This window comes from Neobacillus kokaensis, from assembly GCF_014656545.1.
GTDB classification, from domain to species: domain Bacteria; phylum Bacillota; class Bacilli; order Bacillales; family Cytobacillaceae; genus Neobacillus; species Neobacillus kokaensis.
On sequence record NZ_BNDS01000005.1, the window covers coordinates 1 to 24,133 of the forward strand.

The 24,133-nt window shown below is 41.9% G+C and carries 22 protein-coding genes; 8 read left to right on the forward strand and 14 right to left on the reverse strand.

Going from position 1 to position 24,133, the window contains the following annotated elements; translation table 11 throughout:
* Nucleotides 1-100 precede the first annotated feature (100 nt).
* The 7 genes from dnaA to gyrA all read left to right on the forward strand — a co-directional run bounded on the left by dnaA (nucleotide 101) and on the right by gyrA (nucleotide 9,225).
* The gene (gene dnaA / locus IE222_RS07325) at nucleotides 101-1,447 is read left to right on the forward strand and encodes a chromosomal replication initiator protein DnaA (RefSeq protein ID WP_191271286.1); all 1,347 of its coding nucleotides are present in this window, start codon (nucleotides 101-103) and stop codon (nucleotides 1,445-1,447) included.
* A gap of 225 nt (nucleotides 1,448-1,672) precedes the next feature.
* On the forward strand, nucleotides 1,673-2,809 hold the full coding sequence (gene dnaN / locus IE222_RS07330) for a DNA polymerase III subunit beta (protein WP_191271288.1): 1,137 nt from the start codon (nucleotides 1,673-1,675) through the stop codon (nucleotides 2,807-2,809).
* Nucleotides 2,810-2,964: 155 nt separating this feature from the next.
* Nucleotides 2,965-3,180, forward strand: coding sequence for a ribosome maturation protein RlbA (rlbA, locus tag IE222_RS07335; RefSeq protein WP_191271290.1), 216 nt, complete (start codon nucleotides 2,965-2,967; stop codon nucleotides 3,178-3,180).
* 18 nt (nucleotides 3,181-3,198) lie between these two features.
* Nucleotides 3,199-4,314, forward strand: coding sequence for a DNA replication/repair protein RecF (recF, locus tag IE222_RS07340; RefSeq protein WP_191271292.1), 1,116 nt, complete (start codon nucleotides 3,199-3,201; stop codon nucleotides 4,312-4,314).
* Between the two features lie 36 nt (nucleotides 4,315-4,350).
* Nucleotides 4,351-4,602 carry an extracellular matrix regulator RemB gene (remB, locus tag IE222_RS07345; protein WP_191271293.1) on the forward strand — a complete coding sequence of 84 codons (252 nt, stop codon included), beginning with the start codon at nucleotides 4,351-4,353 and terminating at the stop codon, nucleotides 4,600-4,602.
* Nucleotides 4,603-4,663: 61 nt separating this feature from the next.
* A complete protein-coding gene (gene gyrB, locus IE222_RS07350; RefSeq protein WP_191271295.1) occupies nucleotides 4,664-6,586 on the forward strand; it encodes a DNA topoisomerase (ATP-hydrolyzing) subunit B in 1,923 nt (640 codons plus the stop codon).
* A gap of 101 nt (nucleotides 6,587-6,687) precedes the next feature.
* Nucleotides 6,688-9,225 (forward strand): DNA gyrase subunit A, encoded by a 2,538-nt coding sequence (gene gyrA, locus IE222_RS07355; RefSeq protein WP_191271297.1) that lies wholly within the window; start codon nucleotides 6,688-6,690, stop codon nucleotides 9,223-9,225.
* 734 nt (nucleotides 9,226-9,959) lie between these two features.
* Here gyrA and IE222_RS07360 read toward each other — a convergent pair.
* The 7 genes from IE222_RS07360 to spoIIR all read right to left on the reverse strand — a co-directional run bounded on the left by IE222_RS07360 (nucleotide 9,960) and on the right by spoIIR (nucleotide 16,398).
* On the reverse strand, nucleotides 9,960-10,868 hold the full coding sequence (locus IE222_RS07360) for a nuclease-related domain-containing protein (RefSeq protein ID WP_223282617.1): 909 nt from the start codon (nucleotides 10,866-10,868) through the stop codon (nucleotides 9,960-9,962).
* A gap of 596 nt (nucleotides 10,869-11,464) precedes the next feature.
* Nucleotides 11,465-11,911 (reverse strand): ribose 5-phosphate isomerase B, encoded by a 447-nt coding sequence (rpiB, locus tag IE222_RS07365; protein WP_191271301.1) that lies wholly within the window; start codon nucleotides 11,909-11,911, stop codon nucleotides 11,465-11,467.
* A gap of 114 nt (nucleotides 11,912-12,025) precedes the next feature.
* On the reverse strand, nucleotides 12,026-12,469 hold the full coding sequence (locus IE222_RS07370) for a low molecular weight protein arginine phosphatase (RefSeq protein WP_191271303.1): 444 nt from the start codon (nucleotides 12,467-12,469) through the stop codon (nucleotides 12,026-12,028).
* An 85-nt stretch (nucleotides 12,470-12,554) separates the two neighbouring features.
* Nucleotides 12,555-13,112 carry a manganese efflux pump MntP gene (locus tag IE222_RS07375; RefSeq protein WP_191271305.1) on the reverse strand — a complete coding sequence of 186 codons (558 nt, stop codon included), beginning with the start codon at nucleotides 13,110-13,112 and terminating at the stop codon, nucleotides 12,555-12,557.
* A 320-nt stretch (nucleotides 13,113-13,432) separates the two neighbouring features.
* On the reverse strand, nucleotides 13,433-14,482 hold the full coding sequence (locus IE222_RS07380) for an L-threonylcarbamoyladenylate synthase (RefSeq protein WP_191271307.1): 1,050 nt from the start codon (nucleotides 14,480-14,482) through the stop codon (nucleotides 13,433-13,435).
* Between the two features lie 186 nt (nucleotides 14,483-14,668).
* On the reverse strand, nucleotides 14,669-15,115 hold the full coding sequence (locus tag IE222_RS07385) for a GNAT family N-acetyltransferase (protein ID WP_191271309.1): 447 nt from the start codon (nucleotides 15,113-15,115) through the stop codon (nucleotides 14,669-14,671).
* Between the two features lie 257 nt (nucleotides 15,116-15,372).
* Nucleotides 15,373-16,398 (reverse strand): stage II sporulation protein R, encoded by a 1,026-nt coding sequence (gene spoIIR, locus IE222_RS07390; protein WP_191271311.1) that lies wholly within the window; start codon nucleotides 16,396-16,398, stop codon nucleotides 15,373-15,375.
* Nucleotides 16,399-16,550: 152 nt separating this feature from the next.
* On the opposite strand from spoIIR, the gene IE222_RS07395 reads away from it, so the two are divergent.
* Complete coding sequence (locus IE222_RS07395; RefSeq protein ID WP_191271313.1) at nucleotides 16,551-17,012, forward strand: CBO0543 family protein; 462 nt, start codon at nucleotides 16,551-16,553, stop codon at nucleotides 17,010-17,012.
* Nucleotides 17,013-17,081: 69 nt separating this feature from the next.
* Here IE222_RS07395 and prmC read toward each other — a convergent pair whose 3' ends face one another.
* From prmC to glpX, 7 genes are all read right to left on the reverse strand, one after another.
* Nucleotides 17,082-17,963, reverse strand: a complete 882-nt coding sequence (gene prmC / locus IE222_RS07400; protein ID WP_191271315.1) for a peptide chain release factor N(5)-glutamine methyltransferase — start codon at nucleotides 17,961-17,963, stop codon at nucleotides 17,082-17,084.
* Entirely contained in the window at nucleotides 17,956-19,029 is a 1,074-nt protein-coding gene (gene prfA, locus IE222_RS07405) for a peptide chain release factor 1 (protein ID WP_191271317.1), read from the reverse strand. Before prfA ends, prmC begins: the two co-directional genes overlap by 8 nt.
* A 180-nt stretch (nucleotides 19,030-19,209) precedes the next feature.
* Entirely contained in the window at nucleotides 19,210-19,725 is a 516-nt protein-coding gene (locus IE222_RS07410; RefSeq protein WP_191271319.1) for a hypothetical protein, read from the reverse strand.
* 438 nt (nucleotides 19,726-20,163) lie between these two features.
* Complete coding sequence (locus tag IE222_RS07415; protein ID WP_191271321.1) at nucleotides 20,164-20,772, reverse strand: thymidine kinase; 609 nt, start codon at nucleotides 20,770-20,772, stop codon at nucleotides 20,164-20,166.
* 219 nt (nucleotides 20,773-20,991) lie between these two features.
* The gene (gene rpmE / locus IE222_RS07420; protein ID WP_191271323.1) at nucleotides 20,992-21,198 is read right to left on the reverse strand and encodes a 50S ribosomal protein L31; all 207 of its coding nucleotides are present in this window, start codon (nucleotides 21,196-21,198) and stop codon (nucleotides 20,992-20,994) included.
* 196 nt (nucleotides 21,199-21,394) lie between these two features.
* The gene (gene rho / locus IE222_RS07425; protein ID WP_191271325.1) at nucleotides 21,395-22,660 is read right to left on the reverse strand and encodes a transcription termination factor Rho; all 1,266 of its coding nucleotides are present in this window, start codon (nucleotides 22,658-22,660) and stop codon (nucleotides 21,395-21,397) included.
* 503 nt (nucleotides 22,661-23,163) lie between these two features.
* Entirely contained in the window at nucleotides 23,164-24,123 is a 960-nt protein-coding gene (gene glpX, locus IE222_RS07430) for a class II fructose-bisphosphatase (RefSeq protein WP_191271664.1), read from the reverse strand.
* Between the last annotated feature and the right edge of the window lie 10 nt (nucleotides 24,124-24,133).

Here is a 24,133-nt window from a genome sequence, read left to right on the forward strand (position 1 = left end):
AACGTGCTTTAAAAGCCAACAGATCGGACGATTGTTTTTGTTTTAATGAAGTAGGACACAGAGAACTTTGAGAATCTTTTAAAAAAGGGAGGGAAAGTAGTTGGAAAATATTGCGGACCTATGGCAGGCGGCTCTTTCCAATATTGAAAAGAAAATAAGCAAGCCCAGCTTTGAAACATGGCTAAAATCCACCAAAGCCCATTCCCTTCAAGGCGATCTGCTTGTCATAAATGTTCCAAATGAGTTTGCTCGCGATTGGCTGGAGGAGCGTTACTCTAAATTAATTTCAGATATTTTATATGAAATAACCGGTGAAAACTTATCGGCAAAGTTTATTATTCCGCAAGATCAAAAAGAGGAAGAAATTGAAATTAAAACACCGCCAAAAAAGGCAAAAAAGGATGACGATCAAAACGATTTTCCAACCAGTGTACTAATTCCTAAATATACATTTGATACATTTGTCATTGGTTCCGGTAACCGCTTTGCACACGCTGCTTCACTTGCCGTAGCGGAAGCACCGGCTAAAGCCTACAATCCGCTGTTCATTTATGGAGGCGTTGGGCTCGGAAAAACGCACTTAATGCATGCCATTGGACATTATGTTTTAGAGCATAATCCATCAGCAAAAGTAGTCTATTTGTCTTCTGAAAAGTTTACCAATGAATTTATTAATTCAATCCGGGACAATCGCGCAGAGAGTTTCCGTAATAAATATCGTAATGTTGATGTACTGCTAATTGATGATATTCAATTTTTAGCTGGAAAAGAATCGACCCAAGAGGAATTTTTCCATACCTTTAACAGCCTGCATGAAGAAAGTAAGCAAATCGTCATTTCCAGTGACCGGCCGCCAAGGGAAATTCCAACATTAGAAGACCGCTTAAGATCGAGGTTTGAATGGGGGTTAATTACTGATATAACTCCGCCCGATTTAGAAACAAGGATTGCGATTTTGCGGAAAAAAGCCAAGGCAGACGGCTTGGATATTCCAAATGAAGTGATGCTTTATATTGCTAACCAAATCGATTCAAACATTCGTGAGCTTGAAGGGGCATTAATCCGTGTTGTGGCTTATTCATCGCTGATTAATAAGGATATCAATGCTGATTTAGCAGCAGAGGCTTTAAAGGACATCATTCCTAGTTCAAAGCCGAAGGTCATTACCATTCATGAAATTCAAAAGGTTGTTGGCGAGCAATATAACGTAAAACTTGAGGATTTTAAGGCGAAAAAACGGACAAAAACAGTTGCATTCCCAAGGCAAATTGCGATGTACCTGTCTCGTGAATTAACCGACTATTCTTTGCCAAAAATAGGGGAAGAGTTTGGCGGCAGAGACCATACAACCGTCATTCATGCCCATGAAAAGATTTCTAGGCTGCTACAGACAGATTCGCAGCTTCAAAAACAAGTAAAAGAACTCAATGAACTATTAAAGGTGTAAAAAGATTGCAAGCTGAGCCTTTATAAGATTTAGCTTATCTGTTGAAAATGTGAATAACCGCTTGTGATATATGCACAGTCTGTCCACATGTGGATAGGCTGTGTTTCCATTGTAAAAACGAGTTATCCACATGTTAACAAGCCCTACTAGTACTTCTTCTATTTTTTTAAAAAATATTATTATATGTTACTGCTAAAAAAATATGCTTAAACGGAGGATTAAAAAATGAAATTTATCATTCAGCGGGACCGTCTCGTACAAAGTGTTCAAGATGTTATGAAGGCAGTCACTTCCAGAACAACTATCCCAATCCTGACGGGGATTAAAATGACTGCAACCACTGAGGGAGTAACATTAACCGGAAGTGATTCGGATATATCAATTGAATCATTTATACCTAAAGAAGAAGCTGGCGATGAAATTGTTGAAATCAAACAGCCTGGAGCTATTGTTCTTCAAGCAAAATTTTTCAGCGAGATTGTAAAAAAACTGCCAACGGATTTTGTTGAAATTGAAGTGTTAAATCACTTGCAAACGGTTATTCGTTCAGGTAAATCCGAATTTAACTTAATCGGTCTTGATGCTGAAGAATATCCTCACTTGCCGCAAATAGAGGAAAATAATAAATTTCAGATTGCTACTGATCTCTTAAAAGCAATGATTCGGCAAACCCATTTTGCTGTATCGACTTCAGAAACACGTCCCATCTTGACAGGTGTAAACTGGAACATCACAAATGGGGAACTAAACTGTATTGCAACAGACAGCCACCGCCTGGCACTACGAAAGGCTAGAATCGAAACGGACCATGATGCAAGCTATAATATTGTTATTCCAGGAAAGAGTTTAAATGAGCTAAGTAAAATCATTGATGATTCAAATGAGATGATTGATATCGTTATTACTGAAAATCAAATTTTATTTAAAGCGAAACATTTATTGTTTTTCTCAAGATTATTGGAAGGTAACTACCCTGACACTTCGAGATTAATCCCAGCGGAAAGCAAAACAGATATTACAGTAAATACAAAGGGATTTCTGCATGCAATTGACCGTGCATCCCTTCTTGCCCGTGAAGGAAGAAATAATGTGGTAAAACTGGCGGCTCACGACGACGGAGTTATCGAAATTTCTTCTAATACACCAGAAATCGGAAAAGTAGTGGAAGAAGTTCAAAGTGAATCAGTTACCGGGGAAGAGTTAAAAATCTCCTTTAGTGCAAAGTATATGATGGATGCTCTAAAAGCACTGGAAGGAACAGATATTTCCATTAGCTTTACAGGAGCGATGCGTCCATTTGTCATCCGTCCGTTAAATGACGAAAGTATCCTGCAGCTTATTTTACCTGTAAGAACGTACTAAGTAATCCCAAAGCCACCAGATATGAAAACGGTGGCTTTTTTCAAAGTGTCCAGCAGCTGCTAACGGGCGCTTTTGCTTTTTTGAGTATCTTTTGTAAAAAGGTTTAATTTTTAGTAAAATAAAGTATTAAGACATTGAAGAATGAGGGTGAAGATTTGCCTGAAAAAATCAAACTGGACACGGAATTTATTACATTAGGCCAATTTTTGAAGCTGGCTGAGATCATTCAGTCAGGCGGTATGGCCAAATGGTTTCTAAGTGAACATGAGGTTTTCATTAACGGTGAACAGGATCAGCGAAGAGGAAGGAAGCTTCGAGCGGGCGACAAAGTTGAAATTCCCGGCTTCGGTGAATTTGTAATTACCGAATAATTAGAGGATGACGTTCACATGTATATAGAATCATTAAGCTTAAAAAATTATCGTAATTATGAAGAATTATTCGTGGAATTTGAAAATAAAGTAAATGTCATCTTAGGTGAAAACGCTCAAGGAAAAACAAATGTCATGGAATCCATCTATGTTTTAGCTATGGCAAAGTCACATAGAACTTCAAATGATAAAGAACTTATCCGTTGGGACCAAGATTATGCTAAAATAGAGGGTAGGGTTCAAAAACAGCATAGCTCATTGCCTCTTCAGTTAGTAATATCCAAAAAAGGTAAAAAGGCGAAATGCAACCATATTGAACAGCAAAAATTGAGCCAATATGTTGGCAATATGAATGTGGTCATGTTTGCTCCCGAAGACCTTAATCTAGTCAAAGGAAGCCCTCAGGTTCGAAGAAGATTCATTGATATGGAGATTGGCCAGGTATCCCCTATTTATTTACATGATATGAGCCAATATCAAAAAATTCTCCAGCAGCGTAATCATTATTTAAAGATGATGCAAATCAAAAAGCAGACAGATCAAGCGATGCTCGAAATTTTAACAGAGCAGTTCATTCAAATGGCTGTGAAAATTGTCACAAAGAGGTTTGAGTTTTTGCGGCTGCTCCAAAACTGGGCCAAACCGATTCATCATGGCATCTCCAGAGGGCTTGAGACACTTGAAATTCAATATAAACCGTCTGTTGAGGTATTAGAAGAGCAAGACTTGTCGAAAATGGTAGCAAGCTTTGAAGAAAAGTTTGGAAAAGTTAGAAATAGAGAAATAGAGCGGGGGACAACATTGTTTGGCCCTCATCGTGATGATTTATTGTTCTTTGTGAATGATAGAGACGTACAAACGTTCGGGTCGCAAGGCCAGCAGCGAACCACTGCATTATCTGTCAAGCTTGCGGAAATTGAATTGATTCATGCTGAAATTGGCGAGTATCCAATCCTTCTTTTAGATGATGTTTTGTCAGAATTAGATGATTATCGTCAATCTCATTTATTAAATACGATTCAAGGAAAAGTGCAAACATTTGTTACGACCACAAGTGTAGACGGAATTGACCATCAAACATTAAAAGGTGCCTCAACATTTGAGGTTGCTTCTGGTGTTATGAGAAAAGCATAGCTTTGGATGGGAAATTCTTAAAACTAGAGGTGGAATATGTATATTCATATCGGTGAAGACCTTAATATCAGGGTAAAGGATATCATTACCGTATTGGATAAGGAATGTGTCCAGAATTCGGAAATATTGGAGGAATTCCTTATACAACATAAGGAAAAGATAATGAATTTATCTAAAAACCCTTTTAAATCAGTCATCGTAACAGATCAGTATGTCTATTTATCCCCTATAGCTTCAGGAACCTTAAAGAAGCGTTCGACTCAAACAAATATGCAGGAATTATTATAGATTTATTTTTTAAAAATATAGATTTACTTAATGTTAGAAAGTGCAGGTGAATCAAGTGACAATGGATCAAAAAGCAGTTCAGGAGCAAGTCTATGATGCTGATCAAATACAGGTTTTAGAAGGACTTGAGGCTGTTCGTAAAAGACCTGGAATGTATATCGGTTCAACTAGCAGTAAGGGGCTCCATCACCTCGTTTGGGAGATTGTTGATAACAGTATTGACGAGGCGCTAGCAGGCTTTTGTACTGAAATCAATGTCACGATTGAAGAAGATAACAGCATTACGGTTAAAGATAATGGACGCGGTATTCCGGTTGGCATTCAAGAAAAAATGGGCCGGCCGGCAGTTGAAGTCATTATGACCGTTCTCCACGCCGGAGGAAAATTTGGCGGCGGCGGATATAAAGTCTCTGGTGGTCTACATGGTGTAGGTGCTTCGGTTGTTAACGCCCTTTCCACATTTTTGGAGGTTTTCGTTCATCGTGATGGAAAAATCCATTATCAAAAATATGAACGAGGTGTCCCCGCTGCCGATCTAAAAGTAATTGGCGAAACAGATGTGACGGGTACGGTTACCCATTTTAAACCGGATGGGGAAATTTTCACTGAAACATTAGAATATGAATATGACATTCTTGCGACTCGTATTCGTGAGCTTGCCTTTCTAAATCGCGGTCTAAAAATTACGATTGAAGATAAGCGTGAAGAAAATAAACGAAATGAATATCACTACGAAGGCGGTATTAAATCATATGTAGAGCACTTAAACCGCACAAAAGAAGTGATTCATGAAGAACCGATTGATATTGAAGGGGAACGTGACGGTATTAGTGTTGAGGTTGCGCTTCAGTATAATGAGGGCTATACAGATAACATATACTCTTTCGCCAATAATATTCACACGTATGAAGGCGGAACACATGAGTCAGGCTTCAAAACTGCTTTAACAAGGGTCATTAATGACTATGCCAGAAAGAATGGCTTGATTAAAGAGGCTGATACGAACCTTTCTGGTGAAGATGTTCGGGAAGGGTTAACAGCGATTGTCTCGATTAAGCACCCGGATCCGCAATTTGAAGGGCAAACGAAAACAAAGTTAGGCAACTCTGAAGTAAGAGCCATTACGGATACGATTTTTGCCAGCCACTTTGAGAAGTTTTTATTAGAAAACCCAACAGTAGCCCGAAAAATTGTTGATAAAGGCCTTATGGCTGCGAGAGCAAGACTGGCAGCCAAAAAGGCGAGAGAACTAACGCGTCGAAAAAGTGCTCTTGAAGTTTCAAGCTTACCAGGAAAGCTGGCAGACTGTTCCTCTAAGGACCCTTCGGAAAGTGAATTATATATCGTTGAGGGTGATTCTGCGGGCGGCTCAGCGAAGCAGGGACGTGACCGGCATTTCCAGGCGATCCTGCCGTTAAAGGGGAAGATTCTAAACGTTGAAAAGGCTCGTCTTGATAAGATTCTTTCTAACAACGAAGTAAGAGCGATGATTACAGCAGTGGGAACAGGAATTGGAGAAGACTTCGATATTGCAAAGGCACGTTATCATAAAATCGTCATCATGACCGATGCGGATGTCGACGGCGCCCATATTCGTACTCTGCTGTTGACCTTCTTCTACCGCTATATGCGCAATATTATCGAAGCGGGTTATGTTTATATTGCCCAGCCTCCGTTATATAAAGTACAGCAAGGCAAGCGGATTGAGTACGCCTATAATGATAAAGAGCTTGAACGGATTTTCAGCGAGCTGCCAAGTTCACCGAAACCTAACATTCAGCGCTATAAAGGTTTGGGTGAGATGAATCCGGAGCAGCTATGGGAAACTACGTTGGACCCAGCTACAAGGACGATGCTTCAGGTTAACCTTGAAGACGCCATAGAAGCAGACGAAACATTTGAAATGTTAATGGGAGATAAGGTAGAACCTCGTCGGAACTTTATTGAAACAAATGCCCAATATGTGAAGAACTTAGATATTTAAAAAGGGATAGAGGGTGGTCCACTATCCTCCTTTTCTTTTAATAAAGATTTTTATGAAATAGTTTAAGGTTTTTTATTACCTTTATTAGGAGGTACTTAAGTATGGCTGAAACACCAAATCCTCAAGTAAAAGAGATTAATATTAGTCAGGAGATGAGAACGTCCTTTCTTGACTATGCAATGAGTGTTATCGTTTCCCGTGCCCTTCCAGATGTTCGCGACGGGTTAAAGCCGGTTCACCGCCGTATTTTATATGCAATGCATGACCTTGGCATCCATGCAGATAAACCGTACAAAAAGTCAGCCCGTATCGTTGGGGATGTAATTGGTAAATATCACCCGCATGGTGATTCTGCAGTATATGAAACCATGGTCAGGATGGCCCAAAACTTTAGCTATCGCTATATGCTTGTCGATGGTCACGGTAACTTTGGTTCCGTTGACGGTGATGGCGCTGCGGCAATGCGTTATACAGAATCAAGAATGTCCAAAATCTCGATGGAATTATTAAGAGATATTAACAAAGATACGATTGATTTTCAAGATAACTATGATGGCGAAGAAAGAGAACCTGCTGTTCTTCCGGCAAGGTTCCCCAATCTTTTGGTTAATGGAACCACCGGTATTGCTGTTGGGATGGCGACTAATATTCCGCCGCATCAGCTTGGAGAAGTCATTGACGGCGTAATGGCAGTTAGTCATGATCCTGGCATAACGACTCAGGAACTGATGGAAATTATCCCGGGTCCTGATTTTCCAACTGGAGGACTCATTATCGGCCGCAGCGGGATTCGTAAAGCTTACGAAACAGGCCGCGGTTCTATCACGCTACGAGCTAAAGTAGAAATTGAACAAAAATCAAATGGCAAAGAAGTTATCATCGTAAATGAGCTGCCATACCAAGTAAATAAAGCAAAACTGATCGAAAAAATTGCCGAGCTTGCTCGTGATAAAAAAATAGAGGGTATTACAGACCTTCGAGATGAATCTGACCGCAGAGGGATGCGCATCGTCATTGAGGTTCGTAAAGACGCTAATGCCAATGTCCTCCTTAATAATTTATATAAACAAACAGCTTTACAGACAAGCTTCGGCATTAACACTTTAGCTCTTGTTAATGGGCACCCTAAGGTATTGAGCTTAAAACAATGCTTAATGCATTACTTGGATCACCAGAAAGTGGTCATTCGCCGCAGGACAGAGTTTGAACTTCGAAAGGCGGAAGCAAGAGCTCATATTTTAGAAGGCTTGCGAATAGCCCTAGACCATATAGATGCAATTATTACACTTATCCGTAATTCTCAAACCACTGATATTGCCCGTACGGGATTAATGGAGCAATTCAGCCTTTCTGAAAAACAAGCACAGGCAATCCTGGACATGCGTCTTCAGCGTTTAACAGGCTTGGAACGTGAAAAAATTGAGGAAGAATATCAGGAATTAGTCAAGCTGATTGCAGAATTAAAAGCGATTTTAGCAGATGAAGAAAAAGTTCTTGAAATCATCCGCGCAGAATTATTAGAGGTTAAGGAGCGCTTCAATGATAAGCGTCGTACAGAGATTGTTGCTGGCGGCATTGAAAATATTGAAGATGAAGACTTGATTCCACGCGAAAATATCGTGATCAGCTTAACCCATAACGGTTATATTAAGCGTCTGCCGGTATCCACTTACCGGGCGCAAAGGCGCGGAGGCCGCGGGATCCAGGGAATGGGGACAAATGAAGATGACTTTGTAGAACATTTAATCACCACCTCCACCCATGATACGATCCTTTTCTTTACTAACAAAGGGAAGGTATATCGTTCGAAGGGGTACGAAATTCCGGAGTTCAGCCGTACGGCTAAAGGTATTCCGATTATCAACCTGCTGGGAATTGATAAAGGCGAATGGGTCAATGCGATTATTCCAGTAGAGGAATTTGTCGATGACTGGTTCTTATTCTTTACAACAAAAGAGGGAATTTCTAAACGTTCTCCATTAACATCTTTTGCGAATATCCGCAATAATGGCCTAATTGCCGTGAATCTGCGTGATGGTGATGAACTAATTTCCGTTCGTTTAACTGACGGAAACAAGCATATTATCATCGGTACGAAAAAAGGTATGCTGATTCGCTTCCCAGAAGACGATGTAAGGTCAATGGGCCGCACCGCTACTGGTGTTAAAGGAATTACCCTTGATGCCGATGATGAAGTGGTCGGCATGGAAGTTTTAGAAGAAGATAATGACATCTTAATCGTAACGAAAAAAGGTTACGGAAAACGAACGCAAGCCTCCGAATACCGTATTCAAGGCAGAGGCGGTAAAGGAATTAAGACATGCCACGTCACCGAGAAAAACGGCGATCTTGTATCAGTAAGAGCTGTCACTGGTAATGAGGACCTAATGCTGATCACTACAGGCGGCGTGCTGATTCGAATCGATGTTGCCGGCATTTCCACTATGGGTCGAAACACACAAGGTGTAAAACTCATCAGCCTAAGGGAAAACGAAAATGAATTCGTTGCTACCGTGGCCAAGGTGGAAAAAGAGGAAGAAGAAGCGGATGCTCTTGCTTATGGAGAAGATGGTGAGAATGCTGGAGAGTCAATTGAGGTCTCTGCTGAAACACCACCAACTGCTGAGGATGAGGAATAGACTAATTAAAAGGAGCACTTTAGGGTGTTCCTTTTTTTGTATGGTTGAGGCGGATCTGCAGTGCTAGCTGTTATCTGGGAAAGAAATTTTTGTTTAGAAAGTAAGTAGAAAGGGTCTAGTTGCTGTCTAGAAGAGGAATTTTTGTTTAGAGAGCAAGTAGAAGGGGGCTAGTTACTGTCAGGAAGAGGAATTTAAGTTTAGAGAGCAAGTAGAAAGGGTCTAGTTACTGTCAGGAAGAGGAATTTAAGTTTAGAGAGTAAGTAGAAAGGGTCTAGTTACTGTCAGGAAGAGGAATTTAAGTTTAGAGAGTAAGTAGAAAGGGTCTAGCTGTTGTCTGGGAGAGAAATTTAAATTTAGAGAGCAAGTAGAAAGGGTCTAGTTGCTGTCTGGGAGAGAAATTTAAATTTAGAGAGCAAGTAGAAAGGGTCTAGTTACTGTCAGGAAGAGGAATTTAAGTTTAGAGAGCAAGTAGAAAGGGTCTAGTTGCTGTCTGGGAGAGAAATTTAAATTTAGAGAGCAAGTAGAAGGGCTCTAGTTACTGTCTAGAGGAGAAATTTTTGTTTAGAGAGCAAGTAGAAAGGATCTAGCTGTTGTCTGAAAGAAAAAATTAAGTGTAGAGATAAGTAAAAGGGCACTAATTGCAATCTAGGAAAAATTACATTAAAGCATATGTAAAGGTTCTAGTGTCTCTTTTTGTTAATAAAAAAAAGAGGTTTCCCTCCTTTTAAAATGAGTTATTCAAAATATACCCATCTACCAAATCCAATTGAATTATAGTGCTTCTTTAAATACTTTCTAATCGTACTCTCAGCAATATAACCCCCGCACCAAACATAAATTGCATGCGTTGTAATCTTTCTCTCCGGAAAAATCAGGCTGAATTCTTCGACGTGACGTAAAATGACAGATTCAATTCCTTCTTTGTACCCACATTTAGCACAAACAAAACTTTTTCCACCAACAGGTTTCATAAAATGATAACTCCTTGGGCAAGTAACCATCTTCTTAAGATGTTCAAAATCATATGCTGGTAATTGAGTAAATGGAGACCTTTCTTGATGCAGAGAAATTAATGTCTCAGCAAGATGTTTATGAAATTCATTTTTTAGCTTTGACGGCTGCTTATCCATATTGATTATAAAACGGTTAAGCTGTGATGGAAGAATAATAGGAAGATCACGAGGTGCTTGAAAAAGAGAAAACTCGGGGTTAACAAAGCAAACGAAACCCTTAACTTGGATTTTAAAGCCATTTTGCTGAAGCAGCTGACGCATTAAGGATTCACTTCGTTCTAGCTGGATGAATGGATTTTTTATTTCTTTTTCACCAGGAATTTTATAAAACTTACCGGAGTCTAAATAATAGTCACCTTCATAATTTTTCACTTCAAAAAAGTGTAAAATAGATTGAGAAATAACGGTTGTGTCTATTTGAAAGTAAGTATTGCCAAGTTTTAAAAGTAGATCATTTAAAATATAGCGTTCTCCACGAAGTGTATTAGTCAGCTTGTCAAATTCTAATTCTCCTTCATAGCCCTTTTCAGCAGTATAATAATTAAACATTCCCTTTTCTGAAAAGTCTTGTCGGGGATATAAAACTCTTAAAACTTTCAACTCATACGGTACTGCCCGAAACCTCTTCATATTCTCACCCTTTTTTATAGACTTCCCCCTAATTGTATAAAAGCTAATCCCCCAAAAAACGCCAATATATTTAACAATATGTGACAAAATACTCCCTCCCTATCAACACGGAAAAATTAGTTTCTTGCAATAATATTTACCGTTTTAAAAAGTGTATGATTTTTTATAAGAAAAAACTAAAACTATGTTGACATCTATTTATATAGATGGTATATTAATAAAGTCGCTTCGGGCGATACGTTAAAAGTTGTTCTTTGAAAACTAAACAAACAAAAACGTCAACAAACAATAATAATTAGTTTCTTATGAAACTAAGCCAACGTAAATTTATGAGCCCTTTGACCAAAAACAGGATTTTTACAGCCTTTTGGGCAATGGAAGCCCATCCCTTTGACCGCCAACAGCTTTTTTTACGCCTTTTGGGCAATGGAACACCCTACCTTTGACCAAAAACAGGATTTTTACCGCCCTTTGGGCAAGGTAAGCCCACCCCTTTGACCGCCAACAGCTTTTTTTACGCCTTTTGGGCAATGGAACCCATGCCCATTGTCCGAGAATAGATTTTTCCTCGCCTTTCGGGCCCTGGAACACCGACCTTACAGATGTTTCTCCTCGTACTCGGTAATTTTTCCAACACGATTGGCATGACGGCCGCCTTCGAATTCCCCAGTCAGCCAAACTGCCGCAATGTCACGTGCCAGGCCAGGACCGACCACACGTTCACCCATCGCCAGCATGTTGCTGTCATTATGATTCCGCGTTGCTTTTGCACTGAATGTATCGTGGCAAAGTGCACAGCGGATCCCTTTCACTTTGTTAGCCGCGATGGACATGCCGATACCTGTCCCGCAAATTAAAATACCGCGGTCAAACTCACCGCTTGCGACCTTCTCCGCAACCGGCAAGGCATAGTCAGGATAATCAACCGATGTTTCACAATCACAGCCAAAATCAACGTATTCAATCTTCAACTCATCAAGCAAATTGGCGATTTCCTTACGAATATGGATGCCGCCATGGTCAGATGCAAGTGCCACTCTCATGTCCAATTCCTCCTGAATTCTAAATCTGTCTTAATTTTGACATACTGCTTAAAAAATATAAAGTATTCAAACTGTACAAAAAATAAAAAGCCCTCTATTTTAAAACAGAGAGCTTTACTCGTTTATTTTTTCAATCGCCCTATCAATTAGTTTTTCTAGTTCCCGAAAGGTTTCCTCATATTGCTTCAAGCTTCCGCCATAGGGGTCGATCACGTCCTGGTCGAACGGCTCACCACCGCTGAACTCCTTTAAGGTAAATACTTTTTCAATTGCGTGCGGAAACTGCTGCTGAATCGCCATTTTATGGGAACCTGTCATCGTTAAGATCAAATCGGCCCAGGCCACCTCTGTACTCGTTAACGACTGTGACTGATGGCTGTAGGAAATTTGATTGTCAACGAGCACCTGCTTGGCATGCTCTGAAGCATCACTGCCGCTCGCCGCAAAGATCCCTGCAGACTTAACCTCCATACCGTCGATTGCTTTATTTTTTAAAATTGCCGCTGCCATCGGACTCCTGCATGTATTCCCAGTACAGACAAACAAAATGTGCCGCATCCACTGTTCCCCCTTTCCGTATGGTTGTATATTCTATTTTACCATATGGATTGTCTTTAAAAAAAATGGTCTTACCAAGTTTTATCTAAAAAAACGTGCTTAGCAGCTTGAATCCAAATCCCAGCAGAATTGCCCCGCCCAGGGCTTCGCTGTAGGTTCCTAACCAGCCCCGTACCTTTTTTCCCAGCAATAAGCCTGCCCATGTTTGTATGGTTGCCACAATGCCGAAGCATAAAATGACTAAAATGGTTTTTGCTCCGAATATTCCTAGCGTTAAACCGACCGAGAAACTATCAAGACTTACACTTAAGGCAAAAAGCAATAGGCCAAAGCCAACCGGAGTAATGGCGCTTTCGGCTTCCTTCTTTAAGCTTGACCAAATCATTTGCGCTCCTAATATAATTAACAGGAGGCCCCCAATCCAAGAAGCGAGGGCTCCAAACTTTTCCGATAATAGTTTTCCGGCAAGTATACCCAAAAGCGGCATGATGACATGGAATAAACCAATCAGGATGCCGATTTCAAAGATCTTCCGGAGCCGCAGCTTATACATCCCCATTCCCAGTCCAACCGAGAAGGCATCCATGCCCAGTGCTGCTGCCATGATCACTAATGTTACGATTTCTCCTACTATTTCTGTCATTTCTCTCTCTCGCCCCCTTGGACTAACTAATTCAACTTATGCACGTCCAAGGGGTTTTAGAAGCCATAAAGGGAAATTGCCACCGTTTCAAGCGGGGGGGTGAGCTATACTGGGTTATTAGGCGGACGGTTCTGTTGTCCTCTTTTTGTTTACCGGCAGATTTCATAGCTTTAGCGGCAGATAACTTCCAATTAACAACCTGTTTCAGCCTTTTACTGGCACAGCCTCACCATTTACCAACCAAATTCACTCTTTTACCGGCAATCAACACAAAAAAGCACCAGTCCCCCTTCATTAAAAAGAGATTCTGGTGCATAAGCTTATTCAGCAATTATTTTATTTCCCGCAGCCTTTTGCAAACGGTTCATGATCGCCAGCCCCACTCCCGAGGTCGGGAACATTTCGCTAAAAATCACATCTACATCCGTTTGATTAAACCGCCGTAGTATATCATACAGAGCAGCCGCAACCGACTCAAGCTCAGAACGCCGCCCGCAGGCTAAAACCACATCGGCATCAAACTCCCCGGTATGCTCCTCTGTCGTCAGCACCCCTACCCGCAATCCTTCCTGCCGCTTTTCTTCTACTAAATGCTGCAAAAATTCTCTGGTGCCTGACACCAAATAAAGCGGTGCATTGGGAGCGTAATGGCGATATTTCATTCCCGGTGATTTTGGGCGCGCCGCTCCTTCGGTATTGGTTAAAGCAGGGTCAATGCGGACTTCTCCGATAACGGTCTCAAGCTGTTCTTTCGTGATTCCGCCTGGTCTAAAAATGACTGGGATTTCTTCCGTACAGTCGACGACGGTTGACTCAACGCCTACCCCAGTCGCTCCGGCATCTAATACGCCAGCGATTTTTCCGTTTAAATCATCGACAACATGGGCGGCAGTCGTCGGACTCGGTTTACCAGAGCTGTTGGCGCTTGGGGCAGCAATCGGCAGATCGCATGCTGCAAGCAGCGCCAGCGCCACCGGATGATCCGGCATTCTGACGGCAACGGTGTTTAGACCGGCTGTTGCCTTTTCGGAGAGAACCCCTTCTTTTTTGTTAAAAATAATCGTTAACGGTCCCGGCCAAAACGCATCCATTAATGCATCGGCCTTCACCGGAATCTCTTTCACAAATCGGTCGAGCTGAACTTTGTCAGCAATGTGGATAATTAACGGATTATCCGACGGCCGCCCTTTCGCGGCAAATATTTTCGTTACTGCCTCGTCATTCTCAGCATTTCCGCCAAGTCCATAGACGGTTTCTGTCGGCAGAGCCACGACTTCATTTTCCCGTAAAAAATGAGCTGCATCCACAATATGTGGATTACTTTCTAATTTATCCACATATTTATCCACTTTCCAAACATTCGTGTTCATAGTTATCCACCTTCATACTCTTTCAGGCCTTTATCGAATTTTGGCGAAATCAGGCGCTTTACCACATATTTTTCACATAATACGTTTGCAAGTATAAAAGAAGGCGGGACTAAATACAAGTGTTATCCACAAATTGTGCATAAGTTATCAGAAAAAGTGGATAACTTTGGTGAAATATCCACAAAGTTATAAGGAAAGTTTTAAAAATAACGAGTTATCCACATTTAAGATATGTCGAATATGTTCTGAGCCGTAAAATTTGTTAGGCAGCTCGTCGCGTTCCACCTGCTTAAAGCCCATTAGTTCAAAAAACGGCACGGTCACCGCTTTATTTGTCGCTAAAAATAAACTTTCCATCCCCTTTTCTTTTGCAAACTTCACCATTTGGTCAAATAAGACGAAAATTTCCTTCTCAGCTTGTCCAGGTGACACGACCAATGAGCGCAAAAGCCCAGCCCCTTGAAATACTTCCATTCCAAGTGTTCCCTTGATTTCATCATTTTCATCCTGCAAAAGGAGAAAAGACTCAATCGTTTCAGCAGTTAGTCCATCCGTCCCTAGGTTTGCCCGTGTAAGAAATGCCTTCAACAGCTCCAAATCCTCTATATCAGCCTTCCGAATCAATGCCTGCATTCTTTTCCACCTCATTTTTTAAATTCTATTCTATGAATATGGAAAAATAGGAGAAATAGAACAGAGAAATCTAGTAATTTTTTTAAATAAGAGGTTTTGTGTTTTTCTAAATATGGTTCTTGGACGCTGGAATGGGGATTACCCGTCAAAAAGTGTAATTTACTCGTCTATTTTTTGAATTTACCCGTCAAGAAGCAACTTTTACCCATCAACTGAAAAAAGAAAAACCAACCCCGATTCAGGACTAGTTTCTCTTTTTAGTTAAAAAGTTTTTCCCACAGCTCGACAACGAAGAATTTCACTTTTACCGGCTGTTCATCCTCTTTTGTGTAGACCGGTGCTTGTTGAGCTTTTTCTTTTTCCACAGATGTTTCGAAATTTACTGCTGGTTTTTCCACAGATTCTTCTTTTTCAGGTTCAGTTACAGGCTCTTCTTTCGTAATTTCAGTTACTGATTTTACCGCAGGTTTTTCTTTTTCCAATTCGGGTGCTGATTTTACAGCAGGATTTTCATCATTAGATATCGCTGCATCGTCAAATGTCTCGATATGCGATTCTGATTTCTCCACAGATTGAGACTTATCCACAGCTTGCGTTTGCGGTTGTTCCTCTTCCACTACTTCACGTGTTTCTTCCGCTTCCCTTTTATCCACAGCTGATTCAGAGTCTCCTGCCGGTTCCTCTGGAGTTTGTACGGCCTCTTCTACAACCTGTTCATTCATAACTTCCTGTTCACTTGTCGCCGCCATTGCGGAATCTTCAAAACCATCACTTGTTACAGCAACTCCATTTGAAAAATCAAGAAAGCATAACGGCGGGTACAGCACACACCACCAATTTGCACCTTCCCCCTTACCCAAGGTAATTAATATCGCTTGGTACTTTCCAGCTGGGTATAAAAACTGACCATATAGTTTAGTTGGAAACTGCACCTTTCGAAACTCTACTTTAACCGATTGATCCGACCCTTGTTCTAGAACTGTTTTTTCGGCAATTTCTTGTATCTCTGGAAGCTTTGATTCAATGACCTCTCTTGCTTTTTCCATAGAAGTTAGATCCCTGACCCACAGTTCTACTTTGGCGTTGACCGCATCGCGCACTTTCCGCTTGATCTTCTGGTCCTTTTCAAAATCACTGTTAGCGAGAATCCTCAGACGAATCGCTTCTCCTGGAATGACAATCGATTCCTTCGCAACTGCTTCGTTTTTTGGCATATATAAATTTAGCATCGTGGCTAACGATAATACACATAGATATCCCCAAACTAATACTTTACTTCTCATTTCCGGCACCATCCCTTCGCTATCATCATTGTGGACAAGATGTCAGAATCTTAAACTATTAAATTGAAAAAAATCTATTAAACCTTAAATGTATGAGGTGCTCAAAAATAGGAGAAGATACTTTCAAGCCCTTCATTCCTAGGAGGATTACTGTGCTTTTATTAACCGTTTCGACAATAGTAACTTTGCTGGCAGTGATTTTGCTGCCAAAACGCATCCCCTATTTAGAGATGTATACGACCTATTTCTTCACAGCCTATTTAGCATCATTAGCTGATGTCTTTTTAGATGGAAAATATAATCTTTACGGCTTTTTTAAAAAAGGCGTAGATTTAGAATATATTCCGATTTTCCTGATTATTTATCCTTGCGTTAGTTTGCTTATTGTAAACTTTTACCCTTTTCACGGCTCTTTATTTAGAAAGGTTATTTATATTTTAATCTGGTGTGCCGTTACACTTGCTTTTGAATATGCTTCACTCTTTACTGGCGTATTTTATTATAACGGCTGGAAGTTTTGGTATTCTGTTATCAGCTATCCGATTATTTATAGCCTGATCCTGCTGAATATAAAAGTGACCCGAAAATTATATGCTGCTTTAGGAAAGCGGTGAAAAAACACATGTGTAATCTTTTTTGCCCAGTCTGAATGGCTGACCGTAAACAAAAAGGCTCCGAGGTGCTTACCCTCCGAAGCCAATTTCTGCAAATACCATTCGGTCCTTGCCATTAATATCATTCACAACCTCAACCTTAGCATCCGGGAAGGTCTGCTGTAAAAGCCCAGCCACGGATGCACCCTGACCAGCTCCAATTTCAAAGCAGACAAGCGCTTTGGGTGCGAGCACCTGCGGCAGCTCGTCCATAAACCGGCGGTAAAAATCGAGCCCGTCCTCTCCTGCGAACAAGGCACGATGCGGTTCATGATCCGTTACCACCTCTGACATCCATTCCTGATCACAAAGTGGAATATACGGCGGGTTCGACATTACCACATCCAGCCGCTCACCAAGACCGATAAATGGTCCAAGTAAATCTCCTTGAATAAACTCAACTTCCGCACCCAGCCTGGCAGCATTCTCCCGCGCAACAGCCAATGATTCATCAGCAATATCCGTTCCATAAATTTTGGTGCCTGACACCATTTCTAGCTTCATAGTAATGGCGATGGCTCCGCTCCCGGTGCCGATGTCAGCAAGCTTAATGCCAGGTCCATGGCCGCTGCCCCTCAAAAGCCGCTTGATTCTTTGCAGTGCGCCGTAGACCAGTTCTTCTGTTTCTGGTCTCGGGATTAGGACCTCAGGATTAACAAGAAAAGATCGCCCGTAAAATTCCTCTGAGCCGATGATGTACTGCACCGGAATCCCTGATGCGTGCTCGTGGACCGCCTCCTTAAAGCGGCCCCAGACATCATCCTCCAAGTCATCCCTCATTCCAGCAAATAATTGTGTCCGCGACATCCCGCTAAAGTGTCTTAGCAGCAGCTCTCCGGCATTGTCATCCCGGCCTGCCTCCGCTAAAAAAGAAGAAGCCCATTTCAGAGCTTCGAATACTTTTTTACTCATTTGCGGCATTTTCCAATCGTTTTGCCTGGTCCTCGAGGATTAATGCTTCAATTACTTCCTCCAGCTTACCTTCGATAATTTGATCAAGCTTTTGAATCGTAAGGCCGATACGGTGGTCGGTTACACGGTTTTGCGGATAGTTATATGTGCGAATCCGCTCGGAACGGTCGCCGGTACCGACAGCTGATTTCCGCACTTGGTCATATTCTGCCTGTGCTTCCTGCTGGAATTTATCATAAATCCGCGCGCGTAGGATTTTCATTGCTTTATCTTTATTTTTATGCTGAGAACGTTCGTCCTGACTTGTTGCCACAATACCGGTCGGGATGTGCGTTAAGCGTACCGCCGACATGGTCGTGTTAACACTCTGTCCGCCGGCACCGCTTGATGCAAACGTATCAAAACGGATATCCTTATCGTTAATGTCAATATCAAATTCTTCTACTTCCGGTAAGCAGGCAACCGTTGCTGTTGACGTATGAATCCGTCCGCCTGATTCTGTTTCCGGAACACGCTGTACACGGTGAGCGCCGTTTTCAAATTTAAGTTTAGAGTAAGCACCTTGGCCGGTAATCATAAAGCTGATTTCTTTAAAGCCGCCAAGTCCAGTTTCACTCGCATCCATTACCTCTGTTTTCCAGCCCTGTGACTCGGCATAACGACTGTACATGCGGTAAAGCGTTCCCGCAAACAATGCCGCCTCTTCCCCGCCGGCCGCTCCGCGAATTTCCATAATAACGTTCTTGTCATCGTTCGGGTCTTTTGGAATCAACAAGATTTTTAGGCGCTCTTCAAATTGCTCAATTTGTTCTTCCAGCTCGTTTACTTCTTCTTTTACCATTTCGCGCATTTCCGCATCCAGCTTCTCATCCAGCATTGCCTTTGCGTCCTGGAACTGGGACTTGGCTTCTTTATACTGGCGGTAGGTTTGTACCGTTTCTTGAATATCTGATTGCTCTTTTGAATATTCCCTTAGTTTTTTTGCATCATTTATAATTTCCGGATCGCTCAACAGCTCATTTAATCTCTCGTAGCGATCTTCCACGGATTGCAGACGATCAAACACAGTCCATTCACCTCTATTTTTTCAATTACTTGTTTATAAAAAAAGCAAAATGCTTTGTTCTTTTTTTAGTCCATAACATTCTAATTATAGTATAGGTAAAAACGAAGGTCAAAACCATTTTCAATGGGAAATTTTTTTGATGAGGAAAATTGAAAAAACATGCCCTGAAATCAGAGCATGCTATCTTCTGTCTTCCTTTACGCGTACTTCAATGTTATATCGCGGCAGAGCTGTAACTAGCTTTTTGTGCAGGCGGGATTCGGCATCAATTTTTCCACGGTCAGAAAACGTTCCTTTTTTGTAAACAGATACCCACATCCGGTCGCCGTTGATCCAAACAGAATCAGTAACAAACTCATTCGTTGCCGCAACCACATCTTTTGCTTTTTTAATATCATCAGCTTGGTTGCCGGCACCCGTTTCGCTGCCGCTTCCCGTTCTGTTTAGTTCAAGGAAGTTCGGATTTTGATTGGTAATATCATTTTCCACCATGTGCTGCTCGCCCTTGTCGCGGTCCGCCAAATAATCCGACGTATCTTCAGCGTTATTAGCGATGTTTTTGTTGGACATGTAATTCGGAACGCTATTATCCCTGCGCAAATCATAAGCGGTATCATCCGCATTTTGTTTGGCATTTTGGCACCCCGCAGTAAACATTAGCAGCATCATAAACGTGGGAAACATCCATTTTTTCATGTAGTACACCTCCCATTACCCTTTATCATGCCCTTGGGCAGGTGGTAACTGGACAAGTGAATTGTTTCCAAAGGAGGGGTTAAGAAAAAATAAGATGCTATTTTTAGTCTCATAAAACTATTATGAGGACTGATTGCCGGTTCTTTTCCCGGTGTTTGTTCTTATAGAACGTTTATGAGAACTAATCCCTCGTTCTTTTTCCTGTCTTTGTTCTCATGAAGCGTTTATGAGGACTGATCCCTCGTTCTTTTTCCTGTCTTTGTTCTCATGAAGCGTTTATGAGGACTGATCCCAAGCTTCATTACTAAAATTTGTTCTCATGAACATTTTGCTTTTTAACTGATGTTACTATCTTTTATTTTTCCCACAAAAAAACCGTCCAAGTCTCAACTCTTGGACAGTTTTCAAAAATTGGTGTCAGGCACCAAATTACAAAACCTATACTTCTTCCACCGCCGCATGATGAACCGCGGTTTTTGGTACTTCATGGTGATGGCGGCAGCGCGCCTCGTATTGTTCGGAGGCACCTACTAAGATGATTGGATCGTGGTATGATGCCGGGCGGCCGTCAATAAGACGCTGGGTTCGTGATGCCGGAGATCCACAAACAGAGCAAACAGCCTGCAATTTGGTAACAGACTCGGCAATCGCCATTAAGAGGGGCATAGAGCCGAACGGTTCACCGCGGAAGTCCTGATCAAGTCCAGCACAAATTACCCGGTGTCCTTGGTCAGCAAGCTGCTGGACGACGCGGACTATGCCTTCATCAAAGAACTGAATCTCATCGATAGCAATCACATCAATATCAGCTTCCACATGGTGTAAGATTTCGATCGAATGGGAAATTGGTTTCGCTTGAAAAGAAGATCCATTATGGGATACTACAGATTGGTCGCTGTAGCGATTATCAATTTTTGGTTTGAACACAACAATGTTTTGTTTGGCAAATTGAGCACGGCGTACACGACGGATTAGCTCCTCCGATTTTCCGGAAAACATACTGCCACAGATAACCTCTACCCATCCGCTTTGCTTCATTTCATACATAAAGGTGTCTCCTCCTCTTACGAACCCTTTTTAACTAAGTATCTACAACGACTTTTTTTAAAATCCAGTCGCAAAAACGGTGGATGCCAGCCCTAAAAGGTCCGCTCCACCGATATTTTCCTATATATGTCAACTCCGGCGGTCAGAGACGCCTTCGCTTTTATCTTATCCAATAAAAAACAGGCAAGTCGGATTTCTTCTTGCCTGTTCCCTGCAAAATTATTGTTGCTTAAGGCCATATTTCTTGTTGAAGCGGTCAACACGTCCGCCAGCTTCAGCGAATTTTTGACGACCTGTATAGAATGGATGACACTCAGAGCAAGTTTCAATGCGGATTTCGTTTTTCACTGATCCGGTTTCGAAAGTGTTGCCGCAAGCACAAGTCACCATTACTTTTTTATAATTAGGATGAATTCCTGCTTTCATTCTTTTCATCTCCTTCCGCCCTGAATCCTGAAGAAACAGAGTTATAAATCAAAGTGCTTGTCTGAAACAGGCACTTGAAGTTACTAAAAACACACTGTACACATTATAACAACGCATGCTTATTTTTGCAAGCAGGGAATTTTTAGGAACGGTGTGATTTTTTCAAAAAAATCCTAGGCTCAAAAGCCCAAAACACTTAGGATCTGCGGGCCTTTAACTCCACATCTAATTGATCAAAAAACTCCTGGTTTGACTTGGTGTGTCTTAATTTTTTCAAGAAACGTTCGGCAAAGTCTGGTGAATCTGACATGGATTTACGGATTGCCCATAATTTATCCAGGTGATCCTTCGGAATAAGCAATTCTTCTTTACGCGTACCAGAGCGGCGGATGTCAAGCGCTGGGAAGATACGGCGTTCTGCAAGCTGCCGGTCAAGGTGCAGCTCCATATTGCCTGTCCCTTTAAATTCCTCGTAAATGACGTCGTCCATACGTGAGCCGGTATCAACTAATGCTGTTGCCAAAATCGTTAAGCTGCCACCCTCTTCAATGTTACGGGCAGCACCGAAGAAACGCTTAGGACGGTGGAATGCCGCTGGGTCGATACCACCAGAAAGCGTACGGCCGCTTGGCGGAATTACCAGGTTGTAAGCTCGTGCTAAACGAGTGATACTATCCATTAGAATCACCACATCACGCTTATGCTCGACTAAACGCATCGCACGGTCAAGGACAAGCTCAGCGACTTTAATATGGTTTTCAGGCACTTCATCGAACGTTGAGCTGACAACATCGCCTGCAACAGAACGTTCAATGTCGGTTACCTCTTCCGGACGTTCATCAATCAATAACACGATTAGTTCCACATCAGGATGATTGGTCGTAATGCTGTTTGCAATTTCCTTTAACAGCATCGTTTTACCGGCCTTTGGCGGTGCAACAATCAGTCCGCGCTGGCCAAAGCCGACAGGCGCTACTAGGTCCATAATCCGTGTGGATAGATGCTTTTGAGTCGTTTCCAGCTTCATCATTCTATTTGGATATAGCGGTGTTAATGCTGGGAAGTAGACACGTTCCTTGGCAGACTCCGGGTCCTCGCCGTTTACCGCTTCCACATGAAGCAAACCGAAATAGCGTTCATTTTCCTTCGGCGGGCGCACTTTTCCGGACACCTTATCCCCATTTCTTAAATCGAAGCGGCGGATTTGCGAAGCGGAAATGTAAATATCCTCCGAGCTTGGCGAATAGTTAATTGGGCGCAAGAAACCGAATCCTTCAGATTGGATTATTTCCAAAACGCCTTCCATGAAGAAATAGCCCTGCTGTTCCGCACGAGATTTTAAAATGGCAAAGATTAATTCCTTTTTCGTTAATTTGCTGTAATAAGTCACTTTATACTCGCGGGCAAGCTCGTAAAGCTCCTTCAGCTTCATATTTTCTAAACTTGATATTGTTAAGTCCATTTGTACACCACTCTTTTAAATTTTTCCGTCCGTGCCGCATAATATAGCGGGAGATGGTTTTTTCGAATTATAAAATATAGAGGATTAGTAAATAGAAGTTATTATGAAATGAATAGAATAGCAGAAAATATGCATAATATAAAAACAATTTCTATTTTACCCTCTCAGCTGAAAATTAATCAACTACATTTTTTGGCAAATCAGAAATCCTAACGCATAAGTGTTTATTCACCGATGACGGTGAACAGTCTTTATGTGATTCGCTGGAATTTTTCTTTATGGAAGGAATTCCCCTAGGAGATTTCGGAGTTTTTTCTCTTTTTATATTGAGTGTCAGGCACCATGTGAATTCTTCACATGTCCAGCTTCAGCGCCTAGCCCCTCAAGATTATAAGCCAATCCGTCCAAAAGGTTAAAAAACAACCTTCCCGCCGGCTCGTCTTATGCTTGTCGGGGCTGACCGAAGCGCTTACGCTTTTCTTGGTGCCTGACACTATTAAAAATTAAAGCACAAATTTAGGTTTTTTCTTTAAGCTATGGCGTCCTTCGACAAAGCGGACTGTTCCGGATTTGGCACGCATGACGATAGAATGTGTGGATGCGTGGGAGCCTTTGAATTGGACACCTCGCAATAGTTCCCCGTCAGTGACACCGGTTGCTGCGAAGATAGCGTCGTCACCTTTTACAAGGTCTTCCATCCGTAATACTTTACTGATGTCTATGCCCATTTTCTTGCAGCGCTCAACTTCAGCATCATCCTGCGGCAGAAGTTTCCCCATGATTTCGCCGCCAAGACATTTCAATGCAACGGCAGAAAGAACACCCTCTGGTGCACCGCCTGAACCGAATAAGATATCAACTCCCGTGTTATCAAAGGCTGTATTGATCGCTCCAGCCACGTCACCGTCATTGATTAACTTAATCCTTGCACCGGCTTCACGGATTTGAGCAATAATATGCTCATGGCGCGGACGATTCAATACAGTCGCCACAACATCTTCAATATCTTTATTTTTCGCCTTGGCAACAGCTTTCAGATTATCAATAACCGGGGCATTAATATCAATCAAACCTACTGCTTCAGGGCCGACAGCGATTTTTTCCATGTACATATCTGGTGCATGCAAGAGGTTGCCGTGGTCTGCAATCGCGAGAACCGCTAAGGCATTCCAGCCTCCTGATGCTAAAATATTCGTCCCTTCAAGCGGGTCTACAGCGACGTCAACGCGTGGACCATAGCCTGTCCCAAGTTTTTCCCCGATGTAGAGCATCGGTGCCTCATCCATTTCACCCTCACCAATGACAACAGTTCCTTTCATTGGCACAGTGTCAAACACATTCCGCATCGCCGTTGTTGCTGCATCATCAGCCTCATCCTTTTTCCCGCGTCCCATCCAGCGTGCGGATGCAAGCGCCGCACCTTCTGTCACGCGAACAAGCTCCATCGTTAAACTTCTTTCCATTGCTACTTCC